Consider the following 25,162-nt stretch of genomic DNA (forward strand, 5'->3'; position numbering starts at 1 on the left):
AGCGCCGGACAGGCTGGTAGTTCTCCGGCCGACCGGTTCTCGCGTGCGGCCCCAGCCGGGCCGGATACGTCCCCGGAAATCCACGAGCTGGGGTGCAAAGTCCATGGCCCTGGGGCCGGTTACCGCGCTAGACCTCCGCCATGAGATCTCCCACGCGCTTCAGACCGGTGGTCGCGGTCGTTCTTCTGGGGCTCCTCGCGGTGTTCGCCGGGCCCGGCGGTGGCTCCGCGCAAGCCGCCGAGGAGCCTTCCGGCACCACCGTCGGTGACGTCACCGGGTTCGACGCCGACGGCTCCGTCTATCAGTTGACCGCGGGTCAGGTCGAGGCACGCGTCAGCTTCGTGTCGGCCGAGACCTTCCGGATCGAACTCGCCCCCGACGGGAAGTTCACCGATCCTGCGGGCGGCGACATCGTTCTGCCGCAAGGCAAGGCCCCCCGCACCAAATGGGCCGACAAAGGTGACCGTTATGAGATGCGCACCTCCGAGGTGACTCTGCGCGCCTACAAGTCGCCGCTGCGGTTCGCCCTCTACAGGAGTGACGGCAGTCGGGTCTGGGCCGAGTCCAAGGGGCTGTCCTGGACCAAGGAGGGGACCACGCAGAGCCTCGCCCGGGGCGGTGACGAGCAGTTCTACGGCGGCGGGATGCAGAACGGGCGTGGCAACACCTCCCATCGCGGGAAGAAGGTCGAGGTCAGCGTCGACTACAACTGGGACGACGGAGGGCATCCCAACTCCGTGCCCTTCTATCTGTCCTCCGAGGGGTACGGCGTCTTTCGGAACACGTACGCACCCAACACCTATGACTTCGGCGCGCCCGTGACCGCCACCGCCAAGGAACAGCGGTTCGACGCCTACTACTTCGCCGGGCGCGGCAGCGACGCCGCAAAGGACGTCATCGGGCAGTACACCAAGCTCACCGGAAAGCCCTTCCTGCCGCCGGTCTACGGCATGGAGATCGGCGACGCGGACTGCTACCTCCACAACGCCAACCGCGGCGAGCGGCACACCCTCGACTCGCTGAAGGTCGCCGACGGGTACGTCGAGAACGACATGCCCAACGGGTGGATGCTCGTCAACGACGGTTACGGCTGCGGTTACGAGGATCTTGCCGAGACCGCCAAGGGGCTCCAGGAACGCGACATGCAGCTCGGCCTGTGGACCGAGGACGGGCTCGACAAGATCGCCGAGCAGGTCAAGGCGGGCCAGCGGGTCGCCAAGCTCGACGTCGCCTGGGTCGGCGACGGCTACAAGAAGGCGCTCGACGGATGCAAGGACGCCTACAAGGGGATCGAGGACAACAGCGACGCCCGCGGCTTCACCTGGGCCCCGGAGAGCTGGTCCGGCGCGCAGCGCTGCGGCGTGCAGTGGTCCGGCGACCAGAGCGGCAGCTGGGAGTACATCCGCTGGCAGATCCCGACCTACGCGGGGTCCACCATGTCCGGGCTCGCCTATACGACGGGTGACGTCGACGGCATCTTCGGCGGCAGCCCCAAGACGTACGTGCGCGACCTCCAGTGGAAGATGTTCCTGCCCGTCACGATGACGATGGACGGCTGGGCCGCCAGCGACAAGCAGCCGTTCCGCCAGGGCGAGCCCTACACCTCCATCAACCGCAAGTATCTGAAGCTGCACGAGTCGCTGCTGCCCTATCTGTACTCGTACGGCCACGAGGCGACCCAGACCGGGGTCGGAGCCGTGCGGCCGCTCGCCCTGGAGTACCCCCATGACCCCAAGGCCGCGACCGACGCCGCCAAGTACGAGTTCCTGACCGGCGAGGACTTCCTTGTCGCGCCCGTCTACAAGGACACCACCACCCGCGACGGCATCTACCTCCCCAAGGGCACCTGGACCGACTACTGGAGCGGGCGCACCTACCAGGGGCCGACCACGATCGACGGCTACAGCGCGCCCCTCGACACGCTGCCCCTCTTCGTGCGAGGCGGTGCGACCGTGCCCATGTGGCCGGGCGGCATCCGCTCCTACCGGGACCGCACGTCACATTCGCCGCTCGCCTGGGACATCTACCCGCAGGGCGACTCCTCCTTCGAGCTGTACGAGGACGACGGCGTGACCCGGCAGCACCGCGACGGCAAGTACGCCACTCAGCGCGCCGAGGTCAGGGCGCCGCACTCCGGAGCGGGTGACGTGCGGGTACGGATCGGCGCGAGCAAGGGCACGTACAAGGGGAAGCCCGGCAGCCGGGCCCATTCCTTCACCCTGCACACCGGTGACGCGCCCAGTCGTGTGGAGCTGGGCGGGCACCGGCTGCCGCGGCTCTCCTCGGAGAGCGCGTACGACCGTGCGCGGGCCGGATGGTTCTACGACCGTGACGACCGCGGCGGTGTGGTGAAGGTCAAGACGGCCGCTCTGCGCACCGATCGCGGCTTCGAGCTGCGGCTCGACGACACGAGCGCCGTCGGCGGCGCCGTGCCGGGCGCGCCGGCCACCGTCAGTGTGCCCGCCGGTCAGGAGCTCGGCGCGGGCACGCCCGGGAAGGTCGCCGTCGACATCACGGCGGGCACGAGGGACGCCACCGGCGTCGAGGCCACCCTCGACGTGCCGGCCGGCTGGACCGCGGGCACCGCGAAGGCCGACCGCGTCCCCGCGGGCACCACGCGCCGCGTCGAGGTGGCCCTCACCCCGGCCAAGGACGCGGACATCGGCGAGCAGCCGCTCACCGCGACCGTCCGCCACCGGTCGGCGGGCCAGGACCGCACCGCCGTCCAGCGGTTCGCGCTCGGTGTGATGCCCAAGGCGCCCGTCGAGGACACCTGGGCGAGCGACATGAAGTGGCTCAAGTCCACCAACGGGTACGGGCCCGCCGAACGCGACCGCAGCAACGGCGAGTCCGGCGCCGAGGACGGTCACACGCTGACCCTGGCCGGAAGGACGTACGAGAAGGGGATCGGTACGCACGCCGACTCCGTCATCGAGGTCTATCCGGGCGGCCGCTGCACGAAGTTCAGCGCGGACGTCGGCATCGACGACGAGATCAACGGCTACGGAGAGGTCGCCTTCTCCGTCGAGGCCGACGGCAAGGTGCTGTGGACCTCGCCGAAGGTGACGGGCGCGTCGGCGACGGTCCCGGTCGACGTCGACGTGCGGGGCGCCCGGCACGTGGAGCTGAAGGTGTCCGACACCAACGGCTCCAAGAGCGGGGACCACGCGGACTGGGCGGCGGCCCGGTTCAGCTGCGCCTAGGGCCTGTGCCGGGCGTCGCGGGGCAGGCGGGACTTCCGCCCCAGGCCCTAGGGCGCGCGTGAGCGGCGCCGGGCGGGAAGAGATCTCCGCCCGGCGCCGCCGTTGCGACTCGGTGTCCTACTTGGTGATGACGATGGCCAGCAGGTAGCCCGGGTTGTTGGTGTCGTAGTAGCCGATCACCTGATGCCCGTAGGCGAAGGCCTCCTGGACCTCGTCATGGGTGTGCGGGTTGGGGTCGACGAAGGCGCGCCAGGCGTTGTCGACGTGCAGATAGAGGATGTACGCCTGGCCGGGCAGCGGCTCGACGACGTCCCAGAACGCCGTCGCGACGTTGGACGCGAGTGCCTGGGTGGAGATCTCCGGCGCCTGCGCCTGCGGGATCTGCTGTTCCTGCTGCTGGCCGAACTGCTGGAGCAGGTTCTGGAACGGCTGCTGCTGGCCGAGCTGCTGGAGCTGCTGGCGCAGCTGCGGCGGGACCTGCTGCATGCCCTGCTGGCCCTGCATGCTGTGCTGGCCCTGCATGCCCGGTTGCCCCTGGATGCCCTGCTGGCCGTACTGCTGCTGGCTCTGCTGCGGCGGGGCCGTGCTGGGGCTCTGCTGCTGGCCGTACTGCTGCGGCCCGTACTGTTGCGGTCCGTACTGCTGGGGGCCGTGCTGCTGCTGTGATTCGTACTGCCGTCCTTGCTGCTGACCCAGTTGACTCATCTGCGGGGTGGTGCTCATGCGTGTGCCACCTTCCCTCACTGATTGGTTGATTCAGCCGGTGACGACGAGGCCGACGACCTCGTCGTCCGAGAACCAGACGCGTACGTCCGGCCGTCCCCCCGCGAAGGCGGCGTGGACCGCCTGCCGCGTCTCGGGGGACGGGTTGTCGAGGTTGCGCCACTGCCCGGCCACGAACAGCCGGAGCCGCGGCGGGAGCTCCGGCGGATACGGGAGCAGCTCGTCCCAGTACCGCTCGGCCTGACCCGAACCCACCGCGGACGGCAGCAGGTTCGTCACCGCCGCCTTGAGGTCGGGGCGGTTGCCTATCCGCTGCGACGCGGGCCTGCCCGGCGCGTCCTGCTGCGGGGAGCCCGTCGCGCGCAGCGTCGCACGGGCCCGGTCCGGCGTCATCGGCTGCTGGCCCGCGGCCTTCAGCATGCCCTGCAGCGAGGCGAGGGCGCCCACGACGATCGGTGACGCGGAGGACGTGCCGGAGAACGTGTCGGTGTACCAGGCGATTTCGTCGGCGCCGCCCTGCAGATCGCCGGGCCGGTCCCAGAAGCCGCCGGTCGTGGTGGTCTCACGGCCCCAGCCCTGCGCGTCCACGCGCGCCCCGTAGTTGGAGAACGCGAGGCGTGAGCGGTCGGGGCCGTGATCGCGGCCATGGGTGCCGGGCGGGGGAGCGCCCGCGCCGACCAGGACCGCTCCGGAGGAACGGTTGCTGGGGTTGAACGGGTTGCGCCACCAGGATGGGAAGCCGTCCGGCCTGCGCTCGTACACCGCGTCGTCCAGGGACTCGGCGCCGTTGCCCGCCGCGCCGACGACGAGGACGCCCTTCGCGGTGGCGTACCGCACCGCCGCGTAGTCGTCCGGCCACCACTCGATGGCGATGTAGCCCTTCTGGTCGTCGCGCGGCCCGAAGTCGAACTTCGGCCCAGGGCGGTGCAGTTCGAGCAGGATGATGTCGCCGGGGTTCAGCCGCTCCGCCGCCGCGTGGATCGTCGCGGCCGTGCCGAGGGGCTGGAAGGAGGCGGTCGCCGTCACGGCCTCCGGCACGATGCCGGTGATGCCGAGGGAGTTGCGATCGCCGCCGATGACGCCGATCACCGCGGTGCCGTGGTTGCGCCAGGCCAGGTCCTGGAGGGGTGTCCCGACGACGACACCGGCGAGCTTCGCGGCGAGGTCCTCGTGGCGCAGCTGCCAGGCGCCCTCGATGTCGACGACGGTGACGCCCTCGCCGGAGCCGCCGATGCGCTGCCACGCCCAGCGTGCGTCGATTCCCTCCGGCGCCGGCTTCAAGTAGCCCTGTCGGCTGGTGAAGTCGGGTGTGGCGGGCATGCCCTCCTTGCGTCGCCGCGTCGCCTCGTCCAGGTCGTGCGGCTGGGTCGGCGAGGGGTCGATCGACGCCGGTACGGCGCCGGGCTTCACGTACGCCGTGTCGATGCCCGGCAGCGCCGCCATCCGTGCGCGCAGTTCGTCGGGCCGGTCGTCGCCGCCGCGGACGCGGTAGAAGAGGGCCAGGTCGGGCACGTCGTCCCCGCCCGTCGCCGAGGGGGCGGCGGCCCGCAGTCGGTCCTCGTTGCCGAACAGCGGCTCCAGAGTGAGCTGTTCGTCCGTGAGGAACATGTTCAGGGCCGATACGTCGGAGCCGGAGGCCGAGCGGACGTCCCGCTCGCCGGCGCGCAGCCGGGCCTCGGGCCTGGCGACGACGATCAGCTCTTGTTGGGCTTCTCGGTAGGTGAATCCCATGCCGTCGGGGCCCGGCCCGCCGGCTCCGGGGTCCCGCGCCGGGTCTGCCTGCTCGGTCATCGCTTCACCGCTCCCTTCCGTCCTTCGGGTGCCGTGCTGTGCGCTGCGCCAGGTTTCCGGGGCACACCCTGCTACGGCCGGGCCGCGCCGTCCACCCCTCTTTCGAGCAACAGCGTTTGAAGAGAAGTTGAAAAGGGAACCCCGTGCAATTCGGCCACGAGCCGCACATCAGTCGCACTTCGGCCATGAGCAGCACAATGGGGCGGCACCTCTACAGGTGCCGCCCCATCGCGCTGTGAAGGTCAGTCGTCCGAGGAATCCGGAGGGCCCGAGTCGCCGCTCTCGCCCTCGCCGTCCTCCGTGCCCTGTCCCGGCCGCTGCGTCGGCTTCGGCTTCGGCGGCCGCGTGCGGTCGCTCGGCGAGTCCCGGAGGTACGCCGCTCCGCCGGCTCCGCCCTCCCCGCCGTCGCGCCGCCGCAGGTACCGCTCGAACTCGCGGGCGATGGCCTCGCCGGACGCCTCGGGGAGCTCCGCGGTGTCCCGCGCCTCCTCCAGCGACTGGACGTACTCCGCGACCTCGCTGTCCTCGGCGGCCAGCTGGTCCACGCCCACCTGCCAGGCGCGCGCGTCCTCGGCCAGCTCGCCCAGCGGGATCCGCAGGTCGATCAGGTCCTCCAGGCGGTTGAGGAGCGCCAGTGTGGCCTTGGGGTTGGGTGGCTGCGACACGTAGTGCGGCACGGCGGCCCACAGGCTGACGGCCGGGACACCCGCGTGCGTGCACGCCTCCTGGAGGATGCCGACGATGCCCGTCGGCCCCTCGTACTTGGTCTCTTCGAGGTCCATGGTGCGCGCCAGGTCCGGGTCGGACGTCACTCCGCTGACCGGGACGGGGCGGGTGTGCGGGGTGTCACCGAGCAGTGCGCCCATGATCACGACCAGCTCGACGCCCAGTTCGTGCGCGAAGCCCAGGATCTCGTTGCAGAACGACCGCCAGCGCATGGACGGCTCGATGCCACGGACCAGGACGAGGTCGCGGGGCTTGTCGCCGCCGACGCGGACCACCGAGAGCCTGGTCGTCGGCCACGTGATCTTCCGCACTCCGCCGTCGAGCCAGACGGTGGGGCGGTTGACCTGGAAGTCGTAGTAGTCCTCGGCGTCCAGTGCCGCGAACACCTCGCCCTTCCACTCCTTGTCGAGATGCGCGACCGCGGCGGAGGCGGCGTCGCCGGCGTCGTTCCAGCCCTCGAACGCGGCCACCATGACCGGGTCGACCAGCTCGGGTACCCCCTCGAGCTCGATCACCCAGGCCTCCTTCCGACGTTCCCTTGCGTACGCCCCAACCTTACGGCGTCGGCGGGGTCCGTCCGCAGCCCCCTTGCGTGGGGGAGTGCGTGATCACTGCCCACGCTCCGGCCCGGGAAACAGCGCTTTCACGCACAGGAACGAGGCGGTCTCACAGCGTCGTGCGCAGCCACTGTTCGACGCTCGCGATGTGCACCGTCGCCCACGAGCGGGCCGCCTCCGCGTCGCGGTCGCGGAGCGCGGTGAGGATCGCCCGGTGCTCGTGGAGGGTGCGGCTGACGGCGTCCTCCTGCGTCAGGCCGCGCCAGACGCGGGCCCGGGTGGTGGGGCCCGAGAGGCCGTCGAGGAGGGAGCACAGGACGGAGTTGCCGGACGTCTGGACGATGCCGCGGTGGAACTCCAGGTCGGCGGCGACCAGCTCCTCCACCGACGGCGCGGCCCCCAGCGCGTCCAACTGCTCGCTCAAGGCGTCCAGTTCGGCGTCGGAGATGTGGGCGCAGGCCATCGCCGTGGCCGCCGGTTCCAGGATCCGGCGGACCGCGAGGAACTCCAGGACCGTGTCGTCGCGGTGGAAGTCGACGACGAAACTCAGGGCCTCCAGGAGGAGTTGGGGGTCCAGGCTGGTGACGTACGTGCCGTCGCCCTGGCGTACGTCGAGGATGCGGATCAGGGCGAGGGCGCGCACCGCCTCGCGCAGCGAGTTGCGCGAAAGGCCCAGCTCGGCGGCGAGTTCGCTCTCCTTGGGCAGCCGGTCGCCGGGGCGCAGCGCGCCCGAGACGATCATTCCCTTGATCTTCTCGATGGCCTCGTCGGTGACAGCCATGGGACCTCGCCTAATAGACATCCGATGTATCAGGCGATTATGGACCGGGTCGCGGCCGCACCGCACGGGAGTAGGAGGATTCCCCCCGGTGCTCGTAGGCCTACGGAGACATTTCCTTGAGGGCTAAGATTTCCCCACGGGTCCCGGCGCACCGCCGGGCGGTCCCAGGAGGGCGGGCGGCAGATGGCCGGGAAGAAGGCGGCGCACCAGCCGGACGCGGTGGCGTCGATCATCGCGGACTGGGCACGGGAGCGGCCCGACCTCGACACCTCGCCGCTGGAGGTCCTCGCCCGGCTGCACCGCACCTTCATCCGCTACAACACACGGCTGACCTCGGCGATCGAGCAGCACGGACTCGCGGTCGCCGGGTTCGACGTGCTGACCGCGCTGCGCAGGGCCGGCGCTCCCTACCGCCTCACCGCGGGCCAGCTGGCCGACTCCGGCCTCGTCTCGTCGGCCGGGGTGACGCTCCGCATCGACCGGCTGGAGAAGGACGGCCTGATCGTGCGCGAGCGCGACGCCGACGACCGCCGCGTCGTCTACTCACGGCTCACCGACGCCGGTCTCGCCAAGATCGACGAGGTGTTCGCGGAGCACCTCGAGAACGAACGCCGGATGCTCGACGGGCTCTCCCCGGCCGAACGGCGTCAGCTGGCCCGCCTCATGTCCAAACTGGAGCGGTCCATCACCGAAGCCGGTCCGCGGGAAGCGCAGGAGGATCAGGCCGGCGAGGCCTGAGCCACCGCCTCCGCGCGGTACATCCGACGCAGCCGGACCACGCCCAGATCGTGCTGGTAGAGGTTCTCCCGCTGGTCGGCATCGGCCGGCATGGCCTCCAGCATCACGCGGTCCTGTTCGAGGACCTGCCAGTGGCGCTCCTCGATGAGGGTCTTGTAGAGGAAGCGCCACGTGTCGCGCTGCCACCCCCGCACGCGCCGGTAGCGCCAGAAGAAGACGCCGGTGCGGTCCTCGTCGACCGGGCAGACCATGCCGACGATCCCGAACGGGCCGCCGGGGCCCGCCGACGGCGGATACGGGATGGTCAGGTCCACCCAGTCCACGCCCGTGCGGCACAGCTCCACCCAGTCGAAGTTGACGCCCCGCTGGTCCGTCTTCTCGAAGAAGTAGCCGCGGTCCGTCTCCCGGATGCGGAACTTGGCGGTGGTGTCGCCGTTGTACATGGTGTGCGACTCGTGGTGCAGGAACGCGCCGTGCATCGGGTCGAGGAGGTTCTCCACCGCGAACCGCCACGGCCCGTTCCACTCCGCGTAGCAGAGGATCGCGTCGACCTCGGGGTCGGTGAGCGGCTCGGGCAGCGTCAGTTCGGCCGGTTCGGGGTGCCGCTCGTCGCCGAAGTACGCGAGGACGGCGCCGCCGACCTCGCGCACGGGCAGCGACGTGACGAGCTTCTTGCCCTCCAGGTTGCAGCCCGGCAGGCCGGGCACGGACGACACGGTGCCGTCGGTCTCGACCTCCACCCCGTGGTACCAGCACGCCACCCGGTCGCCCAGGTGCTTGCCGAGCGAGAGGGGCGCCCCGCGGTGCGGGCAGCGGTCGGCGAGCATCGACAGGGTGCCGTCGGAGCGGCGGAAGAGCAGCCACTGTTCGCCGAGGGCGGTGACCTTGCGCATGGCGCCGGGTGTCACGAAGGAGGACGGGACGACCGGGTGCCACTGGTTGCGCAGGCCCGTGGCGTAGATGTGGTCGGCGGTGTCGTGCACGGGCAGGGTCATCTCAGGCTCCCAGTCGGTTCATCTCGGCGCGGAAGGACTCCTCGGTCCAGGGCGCGCCGTCGGGCGCGTGGACCTGGCGGGCGTTGAGCCCGCGGACGACGTCGGCCAGTTCGTGGCCCTCTTTGGTGAAGACCTCTTCGAGGGTGGCGGCGAGCTTGTACTCGTAGGGGGTCGGTTCGTGCGTACGGGACTGGTGGACGTCCAGGTACGGCCAGGTCGTGGTCACTGATGCCTCCAGGGGCCGGGGGAGTGGTTCACAGGTCTCACAGGTCTCACAGGTCGAGGACGAGACGGCGGCCGGAGGCGCAGCGCGAGACGCAGATCATCATCGAGGCGTTCGTGGCGTGCTCGGCCTCGCTGAGCAGGAAGTCACGGTGGTCGGGGGTGCCGTCGAGGACACGGGTCTCGCAGGAGCCGCAGATGCCGTCCCGGCAGGAGCTGCGCACGGGCAGCCCCGCGGCCTCGGCGGCCGCCAGGACCGAGGTGTCCGGGCCCACCGAGAGCGTCACCCCCGAACGCCGGCACTCCACCTCGAAGGCCGCGTCGCCGCCCGAGCGCTCGACGACCGGCGCCGCGAAGCGCTCCACGCGCAGCCGCTCGGCCGGGCAGGCCGCCTCCACGGCGGCGAGCAGCGGCTCGGGCCCGCAGCAGTACACGAGCGTGCCCTCCGGCAGGGTCTGTCCCTCAAGTGCTTCGGCGAGGTCGATGTGCCCCCGCTCGTCCTGCGGTACGAGGGTCAACGCGCCGCCCAGCGCGTCCAGTTCGTCGGTGAACGCCATCGAGTCGCGGGTGCGCCCGCCGTACACGAGCCGCCAGGGCGCCTCGCGCCGCGCCGCCTCGCGGGCCATCGCGAGGATCGGCGTGATGCCGATGCCGCCCGCGACGAACACATAGGCGGGCGCCTCCTCCAGCGCGAAGTGGTTGCGCGGCTCGGTGACGGTGACGGTCTGGCCGGGGCGCAGCTGCGTGTGCACGTACCGCGAACCGCCGCGCGAGGACGGTTCGTTGAGGACACCGATGCGGTACGACGCGGTGTCCCGGGGGTCTCCGCACAGGCTGTACTGCCGCACCTGCCCGCCCACCAGCACGTCGACGTGCGCGCCGGGCTCCCAGGCGGGCAGGGGCTTGCCGTCCGGGTGGGCGAGCTCGACGGAGAGGACGCCCTGCGCCTCCCACGTCATCCGGCGCACCCGCAGGTCGAGACGGTTCTCCGATGTGGTCATGGCTGCGGCCTCCCTACGCGGCGGGGATCTTCACGGGCGGGGTGAACGGGCTCTTCATCGGGCCGAGCGCCGCGAGGTCCACCTCGACGAGCACCGGGCCGCCCGACGCGACGGCCTCGCCGACGACGGGCCCCGCCTGCTCGGCCGCGGCGATCCGCCGGTACGGCAGTCCGCAGGCCCGCGCGAGGAGCGCGAAGTCGGGCGTGGTGAGGTCGACGCCGGAGCGGCGCTCGGCGTAGCGGTCCTGCATGTTGCGCAGCACGCCGTAACCGCCGTCGTTGAAGACGATCAGTGTCAGGTCCGGCGCCTCCTGCGCGAGCGTGAGGAGCTCGCCGAGGTGCACGGCGAGCCCGCCGTCGCCCGCGAGGACCACCGTGGGCGCGCCCGGCCGCGCGAGCGCCGCCCCGATGCCCATGCCGAGGCCCTGCCCGATGCCGCCGCCGCGCGGGAAGACGTTGTCCCGCGGGTCGTACATGTCCAGGAGCCGGTTGCCCCAGCTGCTCGACGCGATCGTCACGTCACGGGCCACCACCGCCTCCCGGGGGAGCGCGGCGCGGATCGCGTCGCAGAGCGCGGCCTGCGGGCCGATGGCGTCGCGCAGGTTCGCGCGGACCTCGTCCCGCACACCGGTGACGCGTCCGCTCCAGCCCGGCTCGGTCCCGACGCGGCGGGCATACGGCAGCAGGGCCCGCAGCACGCCCGCCGCGTCGCCGCACAGCGTGTGCGCGGCGGGGTAGACGCGGCCGAGGGCGGCCGGATCGATGTCGACCTGGATGTGGGCGGCGGGCAGTTCGAGGCTGTAGTCAGCGGTCTCGTTCGACCTGAAGTGCGTGCCCACGCTCAGTACGACGTCGGCGTCCGCGAGCAGCGCGCGGCCCTCGGGGGTGGTCGCGAAGTTTCCGACGACCCGCGGGTCGTCCTCGGGCACCGTGCCGCGCCCCGAGTTGGAGGTGAGCAGGCCGGCCCCGGTGGCGGTGAGCAGCTCCGCGAGCTCGGTCCCGGCACGCGTGGCACCGCCGCCCGCCCAGACCAGGGGGCGCCGCGCCGACGCCAACAGCTCGCCCGCCGCCGCCAGTTCGGCGCCCAGCGGCTCGGAGAAGAGCGGCGCGGGCACGTCGAGCGCGGTGTCGGTCTGCGCCGCGTACTGGAGGTCCACCGGCCACTCCACGCTCGCGGGGCCGCCGGGCGCGGCCAGCGCGGCACGGGCCGCCTCGCGCAGCACGCGGCCCGCGTCCACGGCGGACGGCACGGTCGCCGCGTACGCCGACACCGCCGTCAACATGCCCAGCTGGTCCTTCGTCTCGTGGATGAATCCGCGCCCGCTGCCCAGGTAGCGGCTCTCCACCTGCCCGGTGACGTGCAGCACGGACGTCCCCGCGCTGAGCGCCTCGACGAGCGACCCGGCCGCGTTGCCCGCGCCGGTACCGGTCGAGGTGAGCGCGCAGCCGAGCGAACCACGGGCCCGGCCGTGGGCGTCGGCCGCGTTCACGGCCGTCGCCTCGTGCCGCACCGGCACGAAACGCAGCTCCCGGTCGACGGCCTCGACGAGCGGCAGATTGTGGACGCTGACGATCCCGAAGACCGTGTCGATGCCGAGTTCCCGCAGGACGGCGACGAGGAGATCGCCTCCGTTGTCGTAACGCATGAGGGCTCCTCAGAGGATGCCGCGGCCGACTCCGCCGCAGACGTCGATGCTGGTTCCAGTGATGTAGGAGGCGCGCGGCGAGAGCAGCGCGAGGATCGCGTACGCCACCTCCTCGGCCCGCCCGAGCCGCCCGAGCGCCACACCCCGGTCGGCGGCGAGCTCCGCCTGCCACTCCTCGTACGGCAGACCGGACCCGGCGGCGGCGTGCCGGCGCGTCCACTGCCCGGTGTCGACGAGACCCAGGCAGACGGAGTTGACGCGGATGGCGTCCGGCGCGAGCTCCCTGGCCAGGGACGCGGAGAGGTTGAGGATGCCGGCGCGGGCGGCGCTGGTGGTGATGAGGCGCGGCTCGGGCTGCTTGGCCAGGACGGCGTTGACGTTGACGACGGACGCGGCGGTCGAGGCGCGCAGGTGGGGGCGGGCGGCGTGCAGCGGGTTGAGGACCCCCGCGAACTTCAGCTCCAGCTCGTCGCGCCAGTCGTCCTCGGTCGTCTCGTCGAAGCGCTTCATCCGGGACTGCCCGGCGTTGTTGACGAGCCCGTCCACGCCGCCGAACGCATGGGCTGCGGCGCCCGTGAACTCCCGTACGGCGGCGGCGTCCCGTACGTCGCAGGGCGCGGTGAAGAGGCGCTCGTGCGTGCCGATGCTCTTCAGCCGGTCGGCGTCGCGGCCGCAGGTGGCGACGTTCGCGCCCTCGTCGAGCAGGGCGCGGACCGTGGCCAGGCCGACGCCCGAGCTGCCGCCGGTGACCAGATAGGTCCGGTCGGCGAGGCCCAGATCCATGACGGTGTTCTCCCGTGGGTCAGTTCATGGTGAAGCCGCCGTTGACGGCGACCACCTGTCCGGTCAGGTAGCGGGACTCCTCGGAGAGGAGGAAGGCGGCGAGCCCGACCAGGTCGTCGGGCCGCTGCGGGCGTGCGATGGCCCGGCGCGCCCGGTACAGGCCGTGCCGTTCGGCCGGCACCGTCTCGGTCGCCTCGCACTCGGTGAGGCCCGGCGCCAGCGCGTTGACGGTGATGCCGCGCTCGCCGAGCTCCCGCGCCATGGCCCGGGTGAGGGCGATGACGGCACCCTTCGACGCGATGTAGTGGGCGAGTCGCGGGGAGCCGTACAGGGCCGCGTCCGACGCGATGTTCACGATGCGCCCGGTGGGCCCGAACAGCGGGAGCAGGATCTTCGCGACGAGCCAGGGCCCGCGTGCGTTGACCGTCATCAGCCGGTCCCACGCCGCGATGTCGATGTCCTGGAACTCCCTGCCGCCCACGCCGTTGGCGAGGGCCGCGTTGTTGATGAGTCCGTACAGCGGCCCCATGTCGCCCACCGCGTCGGCGAGTTCCCCGGCCGACGCGGGGTCGGCGACGTCGCAGCGCACGAAGTGGGCGTCGAGCCCCTCGGCGCGCAGCTCCCGCGCCGCCCCCGCACCGCGTCCGGCGTCGAGCTCGGCGACGACGACCCGGAAGCCGTCGGTGCCCGCCCGGCGGGCCATGGCGAGCCCGAGCCCGCGGCCCGCCCCGGTGAGCACGACGGTGCGCGGGTCAGTCACGGGTCACGCCGTGCATCGGCGAGTACTCCGGGTACGACGGCACCTGCGGCTTCCGCGTGCCGATGACGACGCAGAACAGGGCGTCGGTGTCGCCCTCGTTCTTCAGCGACCGGGTCACCCCGGCCGGGACGACGATCATGTCGCGGTAGCCGAGCGTGCGGTACTCGACCTCGTCGGGGCCCCGGTGCACGCCGACCCTGACCTCGCCCTCCAGGACGAAGAAGGCCTCCTCCACGTCGTGGTGGGTGTGGGCGGGCCCTTCGGCGCCGGGCGGCAGCAGCATGTTGGAGAAGGTGAAGCCGCCGGAGGGCAGGATGCGGCTGTCGCCCTCGTGGTCGCCGGTGGCGCCGGAACCCACGTAGCGGATCTGGCCGCGGCGGTACTGCGGGCCCGCCTTCTCCTGGAAGGAGAGGGTGTCGAAGTCCGCGACGCGCGAGTCCTTCGACGCGATGAGGGAGTCGGTGTAGCGGGCGAGGTCGCCGCCGTTGTCGTACGCGGTCGTGGTCAGAGGCATGGCTCAGAACTCCTGCTCGGGTAGGCGGTCGGTGATGCGGAGGTGGGAGAGCACCCAGGCGTTGAACCGCCCGGGCTGTTCCTGGTTCGCCAGGTGACCGGCGTCCTTGACGATCACGTAGGCGGTCTTGTGCAGGGCGCCGGCGAGGACTTGCGAGGCCTCGACGCCGGTGACCCGGTCCTGGTCGCCGCAGAGGACGAGGGCGGGCGCGGTGATCGCGGGGATCTCCTCGCGCAGGTCGGCGGCGGCCATCGACTCGGCGGCGTACGCGTAGCCGGGCAGGCGCACCGAGGCGGCCATGGTGTCGACGACCCGGGCGACGAGCTCGGGCGGCGCGTCCGGTGAGACGAGGCGGGGGCCGCGCCGCTCGGCGAAGGCGCGGGGTCCGGCCTCGGCGAGCTCGGCGGCGCGCCGCCGCATGGCGTCGGCCTTCGCCGGGTCGGTGCCGGAGCCGGGGCCGGAGTCCGCGACGATCAGTGAGTCGACGAGGCCGGGGTGGCGGGCGGCGAGCCGCAGCGCGATCACACCGCCCCACGAGACGCCGAGCACGTGCGCCGACGCGCCCCGGGAGCGGATCACCTCGGCCGTCGCGTCCGCGAACCCGTCCAGGTCCAACGGCCCGTCCGGGTCCGGGGACCTGGCGTACCCCGGTGCGTCCCAGGCGAGGACCCTGAGGTGCCGGGAGAGCTCGGCGAGCTGCGGGGCGAAGGCGGCCGACGAGGAGCCGATGCCGTGCAGGCACAGCAGCAGCGGGCCCGACGATCCGGCTTCCTCCACATGGACGGCGGGGGCGGCGGTCACAGGATCTGCCCCGTCCGCCCGGCGAGCGCCGCCACCGAGCGCAGCACCGCGTACGGCACGACCTGGCTGGTCGCCGGGTTGCCGGGGTCCGGGAGGTGGGCGACCTCGAAGCGGTACGCGCCGTGCGCCCCGGACGCCTCGACGACGTGCCGCGTGCGGTGCGCGCCGGGATCGGCGACGACCCTGACCCGCACGGCGTCCAGGTCGCCGACGGCGAGGGCGACGGACGCCGCGACGTTCGTCGACTTCGGGAACTTCACGGGGACGTCGCGCGCGGTGCCCGACATGACCTCGACGGGTCCGGTCGCCGAGCGCAGCCGCGCCAGCAACGCCTCGTCCATCCAGGGCTGTTCGAGGGTGCCCGGCAGTTTCGTGGTGGTCAGCCGCACCTCGTCGAGCGGGCCGAGGGAGCGTACGGCTTGGAGCAGGTCGAGACCGCCGACCGCGCCCCCGGTGAAGTACACCCGGCCCGGGCCCGCCGCGAGCAGCCGCTTCGACAGCTCCTCGTCGGTGAGCGCGCCGGTCGAGGCGATCAGCAGGTCGGTCCCGGAGGCCAGGACGCGCTCGCCCCACTCCCGTACGACACCCTGCCCCGCCGCCTCCACGATCAGGTCGCAGCGCTCCAGGGCCTCGTCGAAGGAGACCTGCGGCGCGGGCGCCGCCTCGCCGAGCGGACGGTTGTCGACGACGCACACCAACTCGGCGCCGGGGAGGCGGCCTTCGACGAGGGCGGTGCCGACGACGCGGCCGATGGCACCCCAGCCGACGAGCCCCACTTTCCGTACGGTGGTCATGCGCGTACTCCTTCCGGCGAGCCGGCCATGTGGCAGCGGATCTCCTTCGACGGTGGCCCCGCCGTGCCCCACAGGTCCGACAGCTCCGGCACCCGCCGCCACACCTTGGCGATCCAGCGGTCCTCGACGACCTGCGCGACCTCGGAGGTGTACTCGCAGACGAGCCCGGTCGGATCGGTGAAGTACGAGAAGGTGTTGTTGCCGGGACCGTGCCGGCCGGGGCCCCACTGCGGGACGACCCCGTGGTGGCGGAGGCGTCCGAGGCCCCGCATGAAGTGGTCGACCGAACTCATCTCGTACGCCACGTGGTTGAGGGAGACCCACTCCGCCTGGTTGAAGGCGACGCAGTGGTGGTCGGCGTTGCAGCGCAGGAACGCCATCTGGTGCTCGGACCAGTCGGAGACGCGCAGACCGAGCACGTCCGTGTAGAAGGAGACCGACGCGTCGATGTCGGTGGTGTTCAGGACGGCGTGCGTGACGCCCACGGGCACCGCGCCGTCCCTGCCGCGCGGCGGTACCGCCCAGGTGTCGGCGGAGAGCTCGACGACGCGGCCCTCGTGGTCGGCGAACCGCAGGCCGTAGCCGCCGCCCACCTGGTCGAGCGGCCCGGGACCGCACAGCGGGACGATGCCGCGCGCCTCCAGGCGCCGTGCGGCCTCGTCGACCTCGGCGGGGGTGCCGACGGCGAAGGAGAGGCGGCCGAGTCCGGTCCGGTCGGAGCGGGTGAGCTGGAGGGCGTGGTGCTCGTCGCCGGTGCCGCGCAGCCAGCTCGCGCTGTGCTCGGCCTCGACGACCTCGAGGCCCCAGGCGTCCTCGTAGAAGTCGGCGGCCTCCGCGAAGGAGGGGGTGAGCAGTTCGACGGAGCGCAGGGCGCGCAGCCGGGCTATCGGGGGGTGGGCAGAGGCTGTCGGGGGAGGGGGCATCGGGTGCTCCAGAAGGTCATGCGGCCCAGGGCAGCGGGGTGTCGGCGGTGCCCCAGTACAGGGACTTCTGGCGCTGGTAGGAGCGGATGCCGTCGCGGCCCTTCTCCCGGCCGAGGCCGCTGTCCTTCATGCCGCCGAAGGGGGTCGAGATGCTGAACTGCTTGTACGTGTTGATCCAGACGGTGCCCGCGTCGACGCGGCGCGCGATCCGCCACGCCGCCCGGTGGTCGCGGGTCCAGATGCCGCAGGCCAGTCCGTACACGGAGGAGTTGGCCTGCCGTACGAGGTCGTCCTCGTCGTCGAAGGGCAGGGCGACGAGGACCGGGCCGAAGATCTCCTCCTGGCAGGTCCGCGAGGAGTTCGGCAGGCCGTCGAGGACGGTGGGCAGGTAGTACGCGCCGTCGGCGTAAGCGGCCCCTTCCGGCGCGGCGCCGCCGCACAGCACGCGTGCGCCTTCCTCGCGGGCGAGGTCCACGTATCGGGCGACGGAGTCCCGGTGCGCGTGGTGGACGAGCGGGCCGACCTGGGTGTCGGGGTCCGTGCCGGGCCCGACGCGCAACTTGCACACACGCTCGACGAGTTCGCCGACGAACTCCGCGTACAGCTCGCGTGCCACGAAGAGCCGTGACCCGGCGACGCAGGACTGCCCGCTGGAGGAGAAGACCCCGAACATCACCCCGGCCAGGGCCTGTTCGACGTCCGCGTCGGCGAGGACGACCGTCGGGGACTTGCCGCCGAGCTCCAGCGATACGGGCATGAGCTTGTCGGCGGCGGCGTGCGCGAGGGTCCGGCCCGTCGCGGTGCCACCGGTGAAGGTGACCTTGCCGACGTGCGGGTCCCGCACGATCGCGTCGCCGACGATGCTGCCGCGCCCCGGCAGGACGGACAACAGGGCCGCGGGCAGGCCGAGTTCGTCGAGCGCCGTGCTGACCAGGCGGCCGAGAGCCAGCGAGACCAGCGGGGTCCACTCGGCGGGCTTGAGGAGGACGGCGTTGCCGCCCGCGAGCGCGGGGGCGAGTTTCTGCGCGTCGCTCGCGACGGGCGAGTTCCAGGGGTTGATGGCGCCGACGACGCCGATCGGCTCGTACACGCTCATCGTGACGTAGTCACCGCGCGAGGGCGTGAGCGCGTCCTCGGCGGTCTCCAGGGCGGCCGCCGTGTAGCGGAACGTCCCGGCGGCGCTCGCGACCAGTGCGCGGGTCTCGGTGAGGGTCTTGCCGGTGTCGGCGGTCTGCAGCGCGGCGAGGTGCTCGGCGTTGTCGTCGATCAGGGTGGCCACGCGGTGCAGGAGCCGGGCGCGGTGGTGCGGCAGCAGGTCGCGCCAGCGGGGGTCGGCGGCGGCGCGGGCCGCGGCACCGGCCGCCTCGGCGACCTCCTCGACGGTGACGGCGTGCACGGTGGCGAGCTCGCGGCCCGTGGCCGGGTCGAGGGTGCGGACGGGGGCGCCCGCACCGCGCCGCCACTCGCCCGCGATGAGCGCTTCGTCCGCGACGGATCCTGCGTCAACGACGGCCGCTTCGCCTGCTGCGGGTGTTCGGGGCATGCGGGTGCCCTCCTTGCATCGCTTGCGGGGCGGGGGAGTTGAGGGGGTGCGCTTGGCCGACTTGGGCAAGCGCTAGAAATCTAAGGGCTTAAATATCTCGGGCGCAAGACCCCGTCGATGAGCGACTGTCGACGATTTCCCTGTACAGGCCCTTGACGCGGTCCTGAGGGCGAGCGATACAACTTAAGCGCTAAGAGACTTTGCGCTCACGCGCCTCTCCGCCCCCCACGCGCCCTTCCGGCCCCCGCCCCCTCAGCAGCGGAGTACCCGCATGACGATCGACGCCTCCCCGGACCGCACACCGGACAGCCCCGCCGGCGCCGCCCGCGCCCACATCGCCGCCCGCTTCGAACGCCTCCCCCTGTGCCGCTGGCACGTCACCGTCCGGCTCATCGTGGGCGCCGTCACCTTCTTCGAGGCCTTCGACCAGCTCCTGATCGCCTACGCCCTGCCCGAGCTCCGCGACGAGTGGCACCTCTCCACCTCACGGGCGACGCTGCTGCTCACCGTCGGCTCGATCGGCATGCTCGTCGGCGCCCTGCTCTCCGGCCGCCTCGCCGACCGCATCGGCCGGGTGAAGGTCATCGCGCTGTGCGTCGCCGTCTCCAGCGCCGCCAACCTCGCCCTCGCCGCGTCCCCCACGCCCGACGTCTTCATGGCGCTGCGCTTCGTACAGGGCCTCGCGATCGGCGGCGAGGTCCCGGTCGCCGCCACGTTCATCGCCGAGATCACCCGCAGCCACCGGCGCGGCCGCTTCGTGCTCCTCTACGAGCTGGTCTTCCCCGCCGGGCTCACCGTCGGCGCGCTGGTCGCGGCATGGGTGGTGCCGGTCCTCGGCTGGCGCTGGATGTACGTCCTCGCCGCACTGCCCGGCGTCCTGTGTGTCGTCGTCCAGCGCAAGGTGCCCGAGTCGCCGCGCTGGCTCGCGGACCACGGCAGGTCGGAGGAGGCCGGGGCGGTGATGGACGGCATCGAGGCGGAGGTCGAACGGGTCACGGGCAGGCGCCTGCCACCCGTCGGCACGGTGCCGGACCCGGAGCCCGCCGAGGCGGTGCCCGGGGAGCGGCACGCAGAGTCGGACGAGGCCGCCGCCACCGGACTGCGCGGCCTCTTCACCGGCCGCTACCGCCGCCGCACCCTCGTCATCGGCGTTCTCTGGTTCACCGGCTACTTCGTCAACTACGGCATCACGTCCTGGCTGCCGACGATCTACCAGAACCGCTACGACCTGTCCCTCTCGGACGCGCTCCTCTACTCCACCGTCACGTCCTGCGCGGGCCTGCTCGGCTGCCTCGTCGCCGCGCTCACCGTCGACCGGGCCGGGCGCAGGCGCGTGATCACCGGGTGTCTGGGCGGCGCGGCGGCCATGCTGCTCGTACTCGCGTTCCTCGGCGCCCGCACCCCGCTGGAGGTCCTCGCCTGGACGTCGCTGGCCGCGGTCTTCTTCTTCGGCTCCAACATCTGCCTGTACCTGTACACGCCGGAGCTGTTCCCGACCCGGATGCGGGCCCTCGGCAGCAGCGTGGGCGGCGCCATGAACCGGCTCGGCGTGATCCTCGGCCCGATCGTGGTCGGCGCGGTCTACGCGGGCGGGAACGTCACGTCCGTCTTCGTGACCCTCGGCGCGGTGGCCGTGGTGGGCGCCGTCGTCGCGGCGCTCGGCGCGGAGGAGACGGCGGGGCGGCGCCTGGAGGAGGTCTCCCCCTGACGCCGCCCCCCCGCACCACCGCATGGGGCGCAAGTGGTCAGCCGAAGCGTTCGATCCTGATCCGGTCCACCGGCTGGCCGCCCGCCACCAGCAGCTGCGAGGCATGCTCGGCGAACCCGTTGGAGCCGCAGATGTACGCCTCCCAGCCGCCCTCGGGCTGCCCCTCCGCGCCGAGGAACGGCGCCAGATGGGCGGCGTTCAGACGGCCCTCGGAGCGGGTCAGGACGACGGTGGCCTCGTCCCCGTACTCGTCCGCGTAGATCAGGTCGGCGGGCGTGCGCGCCGAAACGACGAGCCGCACCGGCACGTCGAGCCCCGCGAGCCGCTGGTGCCGGACCATCGACATCAGCGGCACCACGCCCGAGCCGGCCCCGAGCAGCAGCGCGGGACGGTCGCCGGGCCAGGCGAAGAAGCCGGACAGCGGCCCGCGCACCTCGACCGTGTCGCCGACGTGCGCCACGGTGTGCAGATGCCCCGACACCTCGCCGTCCGGCACGTGGTCGAGGGTCAGCTCGATCTCGCCGCTGCCGTCGGGCGCGGAGGCGATCGAGTAGTGCCGCTGGGCGACGTAGCCGTCCTCGGCGGTGAGCCGCAGCATCAGGTGCTGGCCCGGCAGATGCCCCTGCCAGTCGGGCACCTTCAGACGGAACGTCGAGACGAGCGGCGTCTCACGGCGGATCTCCACGACGGTCGCCCGCTGCCACACGGCCGCGGAACGGTTGCTCACCTCGATGCGGCCGGGCACGGCGAACGCCGTCGGCGGCACGAAACGCTCCTGGAGGCTCTGTGGATCAGTCACCGGCGTAACGCTCCTCGGCCCACGGGTCGCCCCGGTGGTGGTAGCCGTTCTGCTCCCAGAAGCCGGGCTCGTCGCGGTCGGAGAGCCGCAGCCCCGCCACCCACTTGGCGCTCTTCCAGAAGTACAGGTGGGGGACGATCAGCCGGGCGGGGCCGCCGTGCTCGGCGGGCAGCGGCCCGTCGCCGTACTCCCAGACGATCCACGCCTTGCCGTCCGTCACGTCGGACAGCGGGAGGTTCGTGGTGTAGCCGGTGTGCGAGTAGGCGACGACGTGCGTCGCGGTGGGGAGCGGGCGGGCCGCCGCCAGGAACGTGTCCAGGCTCACCCCGCCGAACCGCACCCCGAACTTGGACCAGCTCGTCACGCAGTGGATGTCGCCCCGGTACTCGGAGGCGGGCAGCGCGTGCGCCTCGTCCCAGGACCAGGTGTGCGGGGCCACGACGAGACCGTCGACGCGGAACGTCCAGTCGGCGGCGGCGAGCCGCGGGGTGACCTCGGCGGACAGGACGGGCCAGCCGTCGCCCGCGTCGTACTGCCCCGGGGGCAGCCGCGGGTCGCGGTCGGCGGCTCGGGCGCGGCCGGTGAAGCCGCGGGTGGGTTCGAACGTCATGCGGTGGGTGCCACTTCGGGGGTCGATGTCGGTTCTGTACGGGTCAGGAGACCGGTTCTGTACGGGTCAGGAGACCGGTTCTGTACGGGTCAGGAGACCGGCGCCGCCTCGGAGGCGGTCGCCGCGTCCTGGAGGGCCCGCAGGACGGCCCGCTCGTCCAGGGTGAGCAGGGTCCGGTCGCGCATCAGGACGCGGCCGTCCACCACAGTGTCCCGGACGTCGGCGGCCGATGCCGCGTACACCAGCGTGGACCACGGGTCGTGCCGGGGCGCGAGGTGCGGCCGGTCCAGGTCGAGAACGATCAGGTCCGCCTGCTTGCCGGCCTCCAGCGAACCGAGGCGGTCGCCGAGCCCGAGCGCACGCGCCGACTCGATCGTCGCCATCCGGACGGCCTGCTCGGCGCCGACCGCGGTGGGATCGCCGCCCGCCTTGTGCACCAGCGCGGCGACCCTCACCGCGCCCAGCAGGTCGAGCGCGTTGGACGACACCGCGCCGTCGGTGCCGAGGCCCACCGTGACGCCCGCGTCCAGCAGGTCGGGCACGCGCGCGATGCCGCAGCCCAGCTTGAGGTTGGACACCGGGCAGTGCGCCACCCCCGTGCCGGTGCGGGCCAGCGCCGCGATCTCGGCGTCCGTCAGGTCCACGGCGTGCGCGAGCAGCGTGTCGGGGCCCAGCACGCCGAGCGAGTCGAGCAGCTCCACGGGGCGCATGCCGTGCTGCTCGACGACGTTCGCCACCTCCGCCGCGTTCTCGGAGGCGTGGATGTGCAGCAGCGCGCCGTGCTCCCGGGCGAGCGCCGTGATCTCGGTGAGCTGCGCGGGGTTCAGCGTGTACGCGGAGTGCGCGCAGACGACGGGACGGGCGCCCGGCGCCGCGACGTACGCCTTCAGGTGCGCGGTCGCCCAGCCGAGCCGCTCCTCGTAGAGCCTGCCGTCCGGCGGTCCCGGCACGTCCATGAACGTCGGCCCGGTCAGCAGCCGCCACCCGGCGTCGCGGGCCGCGCCCTCGGCCGCCTCGTGGAACCAGTACATGTCGAGCGCGGTCGTGACCCCGCCGCGCACGGACTCCGCGACGGCGGCCCGCATCGCGGTGGCCACCGTGTCCGGCGAGAGGACCTCGGCCTCGCGCGGAATGACCCGGGCCAGGAAGCCCTGCAGCGTGACGTCGTCGGCGATGCCGCGCATCAGGTTCATCGCGAGGTGCGTGTGCGTGTTGATCAGACCCGGCAGGACGAGACAGCCGCGCGCGTCGATCTCCTCCGCCGCCTCGTACGCGGCGCGCAGCCGCTCGGCGGGCCCCACCTCGACGACGCGGCCGCCGCGGACGGCGACCGCCCCGTCCGCCACGACGGTGCCCGCGGCGTCGACGGTCAGCACGTCGCCGCCGTGCACCAGCAGGTCTATGGAGCCGCCGCGGTCCTGGGCCGGCACTTCAGTGGGCTGCATCGTTCCGTTCTCCCTGGTCGCCTCGGTTCTGGCTGGCCGCTACGGTCGTTCAGCGCTCGGTGGAGGCCAGCAGGCGCAGCGCGTCCAAGGTTATCCGGGCACCCCGGGCGACCCCGTCGGCGACCACGTCGCGGTGCGGGTCGTACCCGCCTGTGGCGTCCTTGTCGACGAGCTCGTCGGCGTTCGCGCCGTCCACGACCAGGGCGCCGCCCGCCGTCAGGCCGTGCGTCGACGCGAAGACGTACAGCGCCGAGAGCTCCATCTCGATGGCGGCGATCCCGGCGGCCGCGTACGCCTCGCCGGGCAGCGGCAGGAACCCCGGCTGGAACGCGGCCCGCGTCCACACCACACCCCGGTGGTACGGGGCACCCGCGGCCCGCGCCGCGCGTTGCAGGGCGAGCACCGCCTCCGGCGCCGAGAACGCCGGGTACTCGGCGGGGATCAGCTGCTGCGTCACGCCGTCGTCGCGCACCGCCGCGTCCGCGACGACCAGGTCGCCGTCGCGGATGCCGGGCCGGATCGCGCCCGCCGTGCCGAGCCGCAGGATCGTCGTGACGCCCGCCTCGGCGAGCTCCTGGAACAGGAGGATCGCGCCGGGCGCGCCCACCCCGTGCGAGGCGACGACGACGGGCGTGCCCTGCCAGGTGCCGACGAAGGTGCGGTACTCACGGTGGTACGACACCTCCTTCGCGTCGGCCAGGAGATCGGCGACGGCGGCCGCACGGCCCGGGTCGCCGACGACGACCGCGTGCGCGGGCAGGCCGGTGCGGGGGACGCGGGTGATGGGCAGCGCGTCGGTGGACGACGTCATGAGGATGCTCCTAGGAGGGACTCGGTTTCCGCGGCGTGAGGCTGTTGCCCGGAGCCGGAACCCGACCGCCCCCGCGACCCCGAAGAGTAGCCGGGCGAGCAGCACCCCGAGGGGCGGCGCCCGGCCCGGCATCGCCGCGACCACGGCGACCGGGCCGCTACAGGGTGTCCCACAGCGTGGACGGCGCGGCCCGCCGCACCACCGGCGCGATCTCCTCGGCGAACCGCTGCAGCGTCTCGATCTGCTCCCCGCGCGCGAGCCCGAAGCCGTCCACCGTGATCGATTGCAGGTCGTGCCCGTACACCGCGTGGTAGCCGAGGATCTTGTCGATGATCTGCTGCGGGGAGCCGATGAGCTGCGGCCCGTCCGCGATGGCGTCCTCGATGGTCCGGAACGGCGTGTTGTAGCCCGCCCTGCCCTCCAGATCGGGCCGGAACGTCTGGGCGACCTTCGCCTCGTACAGCTCCTTGTAGCGCGAGACGGCCTGTTCGGCGGTGTCCGCGATGAGCAGCCCGCCGGAGCCGGCCGCCACGCGGGCGCGGGCCGGATCGTGGCCGTACGCCTCGAACCGCTCGCGGTAGTGGCCGATGAGCGAGGCGTACGCGGAGCGGGGCTGGACCGCGTTGGCGGTGAAGAGCGGGTCGCCGTGTCTGGCCGCCAGCTCGGGGGAGTTGAGCGACGTCGCCGATCCGTGCCAGACGCGCGGGGTGCCCGCGTAGGGGCGCGGCACGGTCGTCACGCCCTTCAGCGGCGGTCTGAACTCGCCCTCCCAGTCGACGTTCTCCTCCTCCCACAGGCGGCGCAGCAGTTCGTACTTCTCGCGCTGGAGGTCCCACTGCCGGGCCTCGTCGAGCCCGAACAGGTCGAAGTGCCCGGCTTCGGCGCCCTTGCCGACGACGAGTTCCACACGGCCGCGCGAGATCTGGTCGAGCGTCGCGTAGTCCTCGGCGACCCGCACGGGGTCGAGGATCGCGACGACGGTGACACCGGTGAGGAGCCTGATCCGGGAGGTGCGTGCCGCGAGGGCGCCGAGCACGACGGTCGGGCTCGACGACAGGAAGGCCCCCGCGTGCCGCTCGCCCACGGCGTACGCGTCGTAACCGAGCCGCTCCGCCGTCACGCCGACCTCGATGACGTCCTCGAACCGTGCGGCGGCGGAGGGGAGTTCACCGGTCAGGGGGTGCGGGGAGCGGGAGATGAGGGAGAGCACCTGAAACTTCATGATTCAACCCTGCGCGCCGAACATTGCGGCTCTGTGGCGGCGGCGTGGCATGAGTAAGGGGCGGTCG

The 25,162-nt window shown here is 72.6% G+C and carries 23 protein-coding genes; 3 read left to right on the plus strand and 20 right to left on the minus strand.

Annotated elements, in window-relative coordinates; all coding sequences use genetic code 11:
* The first annotated feature begins 140 nt into the window (after window positions 1-140).
* A complete protein-coding gene (locus DEJ48_RS31650; RefSeq protein ID WP_150219590.1) occupies window positions 141-3,203 on the plus strand; it encodes an NPCBM/NEW2 domain-containing protein in 3,063 nt (1,020 codons plus the stop codon).
* A 117-nt stretch (window positions 3,204-3,320) separates the two neighbouring features.
* Here DEJ48_RS31650 and DEJ48_RS39895 read toward each other — a convergent pair whose 3' ends face one another.
* The 4 genes from DEJ48_RS39895 to DEJ48_RS31670 form a co-directional block, all read right to left on the minus strand.
* Window positions 3,321-3,926: a hypothetical protein gene (locus DEJ48_RS39895; RefSeq protein WP_190537719.1), complete on the minus strand. Its 606-nt coding sequence runs from the start codon at window positions 3,924-3,926 to the stop codon at window positions 3,321-3,323.
* Between the two features lie 33 nt (window positions 3,927-3,959).
* Window positions 3,960-5,717 (minus strand): S8 family peptidase, encoded by a 1,758-nt coding sequence (locus tag DEJ48_RS31660; protein WP_150219591.1) that lies wholly within the window; start codon window positions 5,715-5,717, stop codon window positions 3,960-3,962.
* A gap of 242 nt (window positions 5,718-5,959) precedes the next feature.
* A complete protein-coding gene (locus DEJ48_RS31665) occupies window positions 5,960-6,958 on the minus strand; it encodes a PAC2 family protein (RefSeq protein WP_150219592.1) in 999 nt (332 codons plus the stop codon).
* Between the two features lie 151 nt (window positions 6,959-7,109).
* Window positions 7,110-7,781: a FadR/GntR family transcriptional regulator gene (locus tag DEJ48_RS31670; protein WP_150219593.1), complete on the minus strand. Its 672-nt coding sequence runs from the start codon at window positions 7,779-7,781 to the stop codon at window positions 7,110-7,112.
* A gap of 183 nt (window positions 7,782-7,964) precedes the next feature.
* On the opposite strand from DEJ48_RS31670, the gene DEJ48_RS31675 reads away from it, so the two are divergent.
* Window positions 7,965-8,519 carry a MarR family winged helix-turn-helix transcriptional regulator gene (locus tag DEJ48_RS31675; protein ID WP_150219594.1) on the plus strand — a complete coding sequence of 185 codons (555 nt, stop codon included), beginning with the start codon at window positions 7,965-7,967 and terminating at the stop codon, window positions 8,517-8,519.
* Here DEJ48_RS31675 and DEJ48_RS31680 read toward each other — a convergent pair.
* From DEJ48_RS31680 to DEJ48_RS31730, 11 genes are read right to left on the minus strand one after another with little or no spacing between them, the layout of a single operon-like run.
* Window positions 8,501-9,514 (minus strand): aromatic ring-hydroxylating oxygenase subunit alpha, encoded by a 1,014-nt coding sequence (locus tag DEJ48_RS31680; protein ID WP_150219595.1) that lies wholly within the window; start codon window positions 9,512-9,514, stop codon window positions 8,501-8,503. The genes DEJ48_RS31675 and DEJ48_RS31680 overlap by 19 nt on opposite strands.
* Before the next feature lies 1 nt (window position 9,515).
* Window positions 9,516-9,740, minus strand: coding sequence for a recombinase-like helix-turn-helix domain-containing protein (locus DEJ48_RS31685; protein ID WP_150219596.1), 225 nt, complete (start codon window positions 9,738-9,740; stop codon window positions 9,516-9,518).
* A gap of 46 nt (window positions 9,741-9,786) precedes the next feature.
* On the minus strand, window positions 9,787-10,737 hold the full coding sequence (locus DEJ48_RS31690; RefSeq protein WP_150219597.1) for a PDR/VanB family oxidoreductase: 951 nt from the start codon (window positions 10,735-10,737) through the stop codon (window positions 9,787-9,789).
* 13 nt (window positions 10,738-10,750) lie between these two features.
* Window positions 10,751-12,382 (minus strand): thiamine pyrophosphate-binding protein, encoded by a 1,632-nt coding sequence (locus DEJ48_RS31695; RefSeq protein WP_150219598.1) that lies wholly within the window; start codon window positions 12,380-12,382, stop codon window positions 10,751-10,753.
* Window positions 12,383-12,391: 9 nt separating this feature from the next.
* A complete protein-coding gene (locus DEJ48_RS31700; protein WP_150219599.1) occupies window positions 12,392-13,165 on the minus strand; it encodes an SDR family oxidoreductase in 774 nt (257 codons plus the stop codon).
* Between the two features lie 19 nt (window positions 13,166-13,184).
* On the minus strand, window positions 13,185-13,925 hold the full coding sequence (locus DEJ48_RS31705) for an SDR family oxidoreductase (RefSeq protein ID WP_150219600.1): 741 nt from the start codon (window positions 13,923-13,925) through the stop codon (window positions 13,185-13,187).
* Complete coding sequence (locus tag DEJ48_RS31710) at window positions 13,918-14,439, minus strand: cupin domain-containing protein (RefSeq protein WP_150219601.1); 522 nt, start codon at window positions 14,437-14,439, stop codon at window positions 13,918-13,920. The genes DEJ48_RS31705 and DEJ48_RS31710 overlap by 8 nt, the downstream gene beginning before the upstream one ends.
* Window positions 14,440-14,442: 3 nt before the next feature.
* Window positions 14,443-15,240 carry an alpha/beta fold hydrolase gene (locus DEJ48_RS31715; RefSeq protein WP_150219602.1) on the minus strand — a complete coding sequence of 266 codons (798 nt, stop codon included), beginning with the start codon at window positions 15,238-15,240 and terminating at the stop codon, window positions 14,443-14,445.
* Window positions 15,237-16,034, minus strand: a complete 798-nt coding sequence (locus DEJ48_RS31720) for an aspartate dehydrogenase domain-containing protein (protein ID WP_150219603.1) — start codon at window positions 16,032-16,034, stop codon at window positions 15,237-15,239. The genes DEJ48_RS31715 and DEJ48_RS31720 overlap by 4 nt, the downstream gene beginning before the upstream one ends.
* Window positions 16,031-16,957, minus strand: a complete 927-nt coding sequence (locus tag DEJ48_RS31725; protein ID WP_150219604.1) for a VOC family protein — start codon at window positions 16,955-16,957, stop codon at window positions 16,031-16,033. Before DEJ48_RS31725 ends, DEJ48_RS31720 begins: the two co-directional genes overlap by 4 nt.
* Before the next feature lie 16 nt (window positions 16,958-16,973).
* The gene (locus DEJ48_RS31730; protein ID WP_150219605.1) at window positions 16,974-18,500 is read right to left on the minus strand and encodes an aldehyde dehydrogenase; all 1,527 of its coding nucleotides are present in this window, start codon (window positions 18,498-18,500) and stop codon (window positions 16,974-16,976) included.
* A gap of 271 nt (window positions 18,501-18,771) precedes the next feature.
* Here DEJ48_RS31730 and DEJ48_RS31735 point away from each other — a divergent pair, with 271 nt between their 5' ends.
* Window positions 18,772-20,208 (plus strand): MFS transporter, encoded by a 1,437-nt coding sequence (locus DEJ48_RS31735; protein ID WP_150219606.1) that lies wholly within the window; start codon window positions 18,772-18,774, stop codon window positions 20,206-20,208.
* Between the two features lie 37 nt (window positions 20,209-20,245).
* Here DEJ48_RS31735 and DEJ48_RS31740 read toward each other — a convergent pair whose 3' ends face one another.
* The 5 genes from DEJ48_RS31740 to DEJ48_RS31760 form a co-directional block, all read right to left on the minus strand.
* Window positions 20,246-21,007 carry a ferredoxin reductase gene (locus tag DEJ48_RS31740; protein ID WP_150219607.1) on the minus strand — a complete coding sequence of 254 codons (762 nt, stop codon included), beginning with the start codon at window positions 21,005-21,007 and terminating at the stop codon, window positions 20,246-20,248.
* Complete coding sequence (locus DEJ48_RS31745) at window positions 21,000-21,617, minus strand: sulfite oxidase-like oxidoreductase (protein ID WP_150219608.1); 618 nt, start codon at window positions 21,615-21,617, stop codon at window positions 21,000-21,002. Before DEJ48_RS31745 ends, DEJ48_RS31740 begins: the two co-directional genes overlap by 8 nt.
* A gap of 89 nt (window positions 21,618-21,706) precedes the next feature.
* A complete protein-coding gene (locus tag DEJ48_RS31750; protein WP_150219609.1) occupies window positions 21,707-23,062 on the minus strand; it encodes an amidohydrolase in 1,356 nt (451 codons plus the stop codon).
* Window positions 23,063-23,111: 49 nt separating this feature from the next.
* Complete coding sequence (locus tag DEJ48_RS31755) at window positions 23,112-23,873, minus strand: nucleoside phosphorylase (RefSeq protein WP_150219610.1); 762 nt, start codon at window positions 23,871-23,873, stop codon at window positions 23,112-23,114.
* A gap of 157 nt (window positions 23,874-24,030) precedes the next feature.
* Window positions 24,031-25,095 (minus strand): LLM class flavin-dependent oxidoreductase, encoded by a 1,065-nt coding sequence (locus DEJ48_RS31760; RefSeq protein ID WP_150219611.1) that lies wholly within the window; start codon window positions 25,093-25,095, stop codon window positions 24,031-24,033.
* Window positions 25,096-25,162: the final 67 nt, after the last annotated feature.

This window comes from Streptomyces venezuelae, from assembly GCF_008642315.1.
Lineage (GTDB): Bacteria > Actinomycetota > Actinomycetes > Streptomycetales > Streptomycetaceae > Streptomyces > Streptomyces venezuelae_D.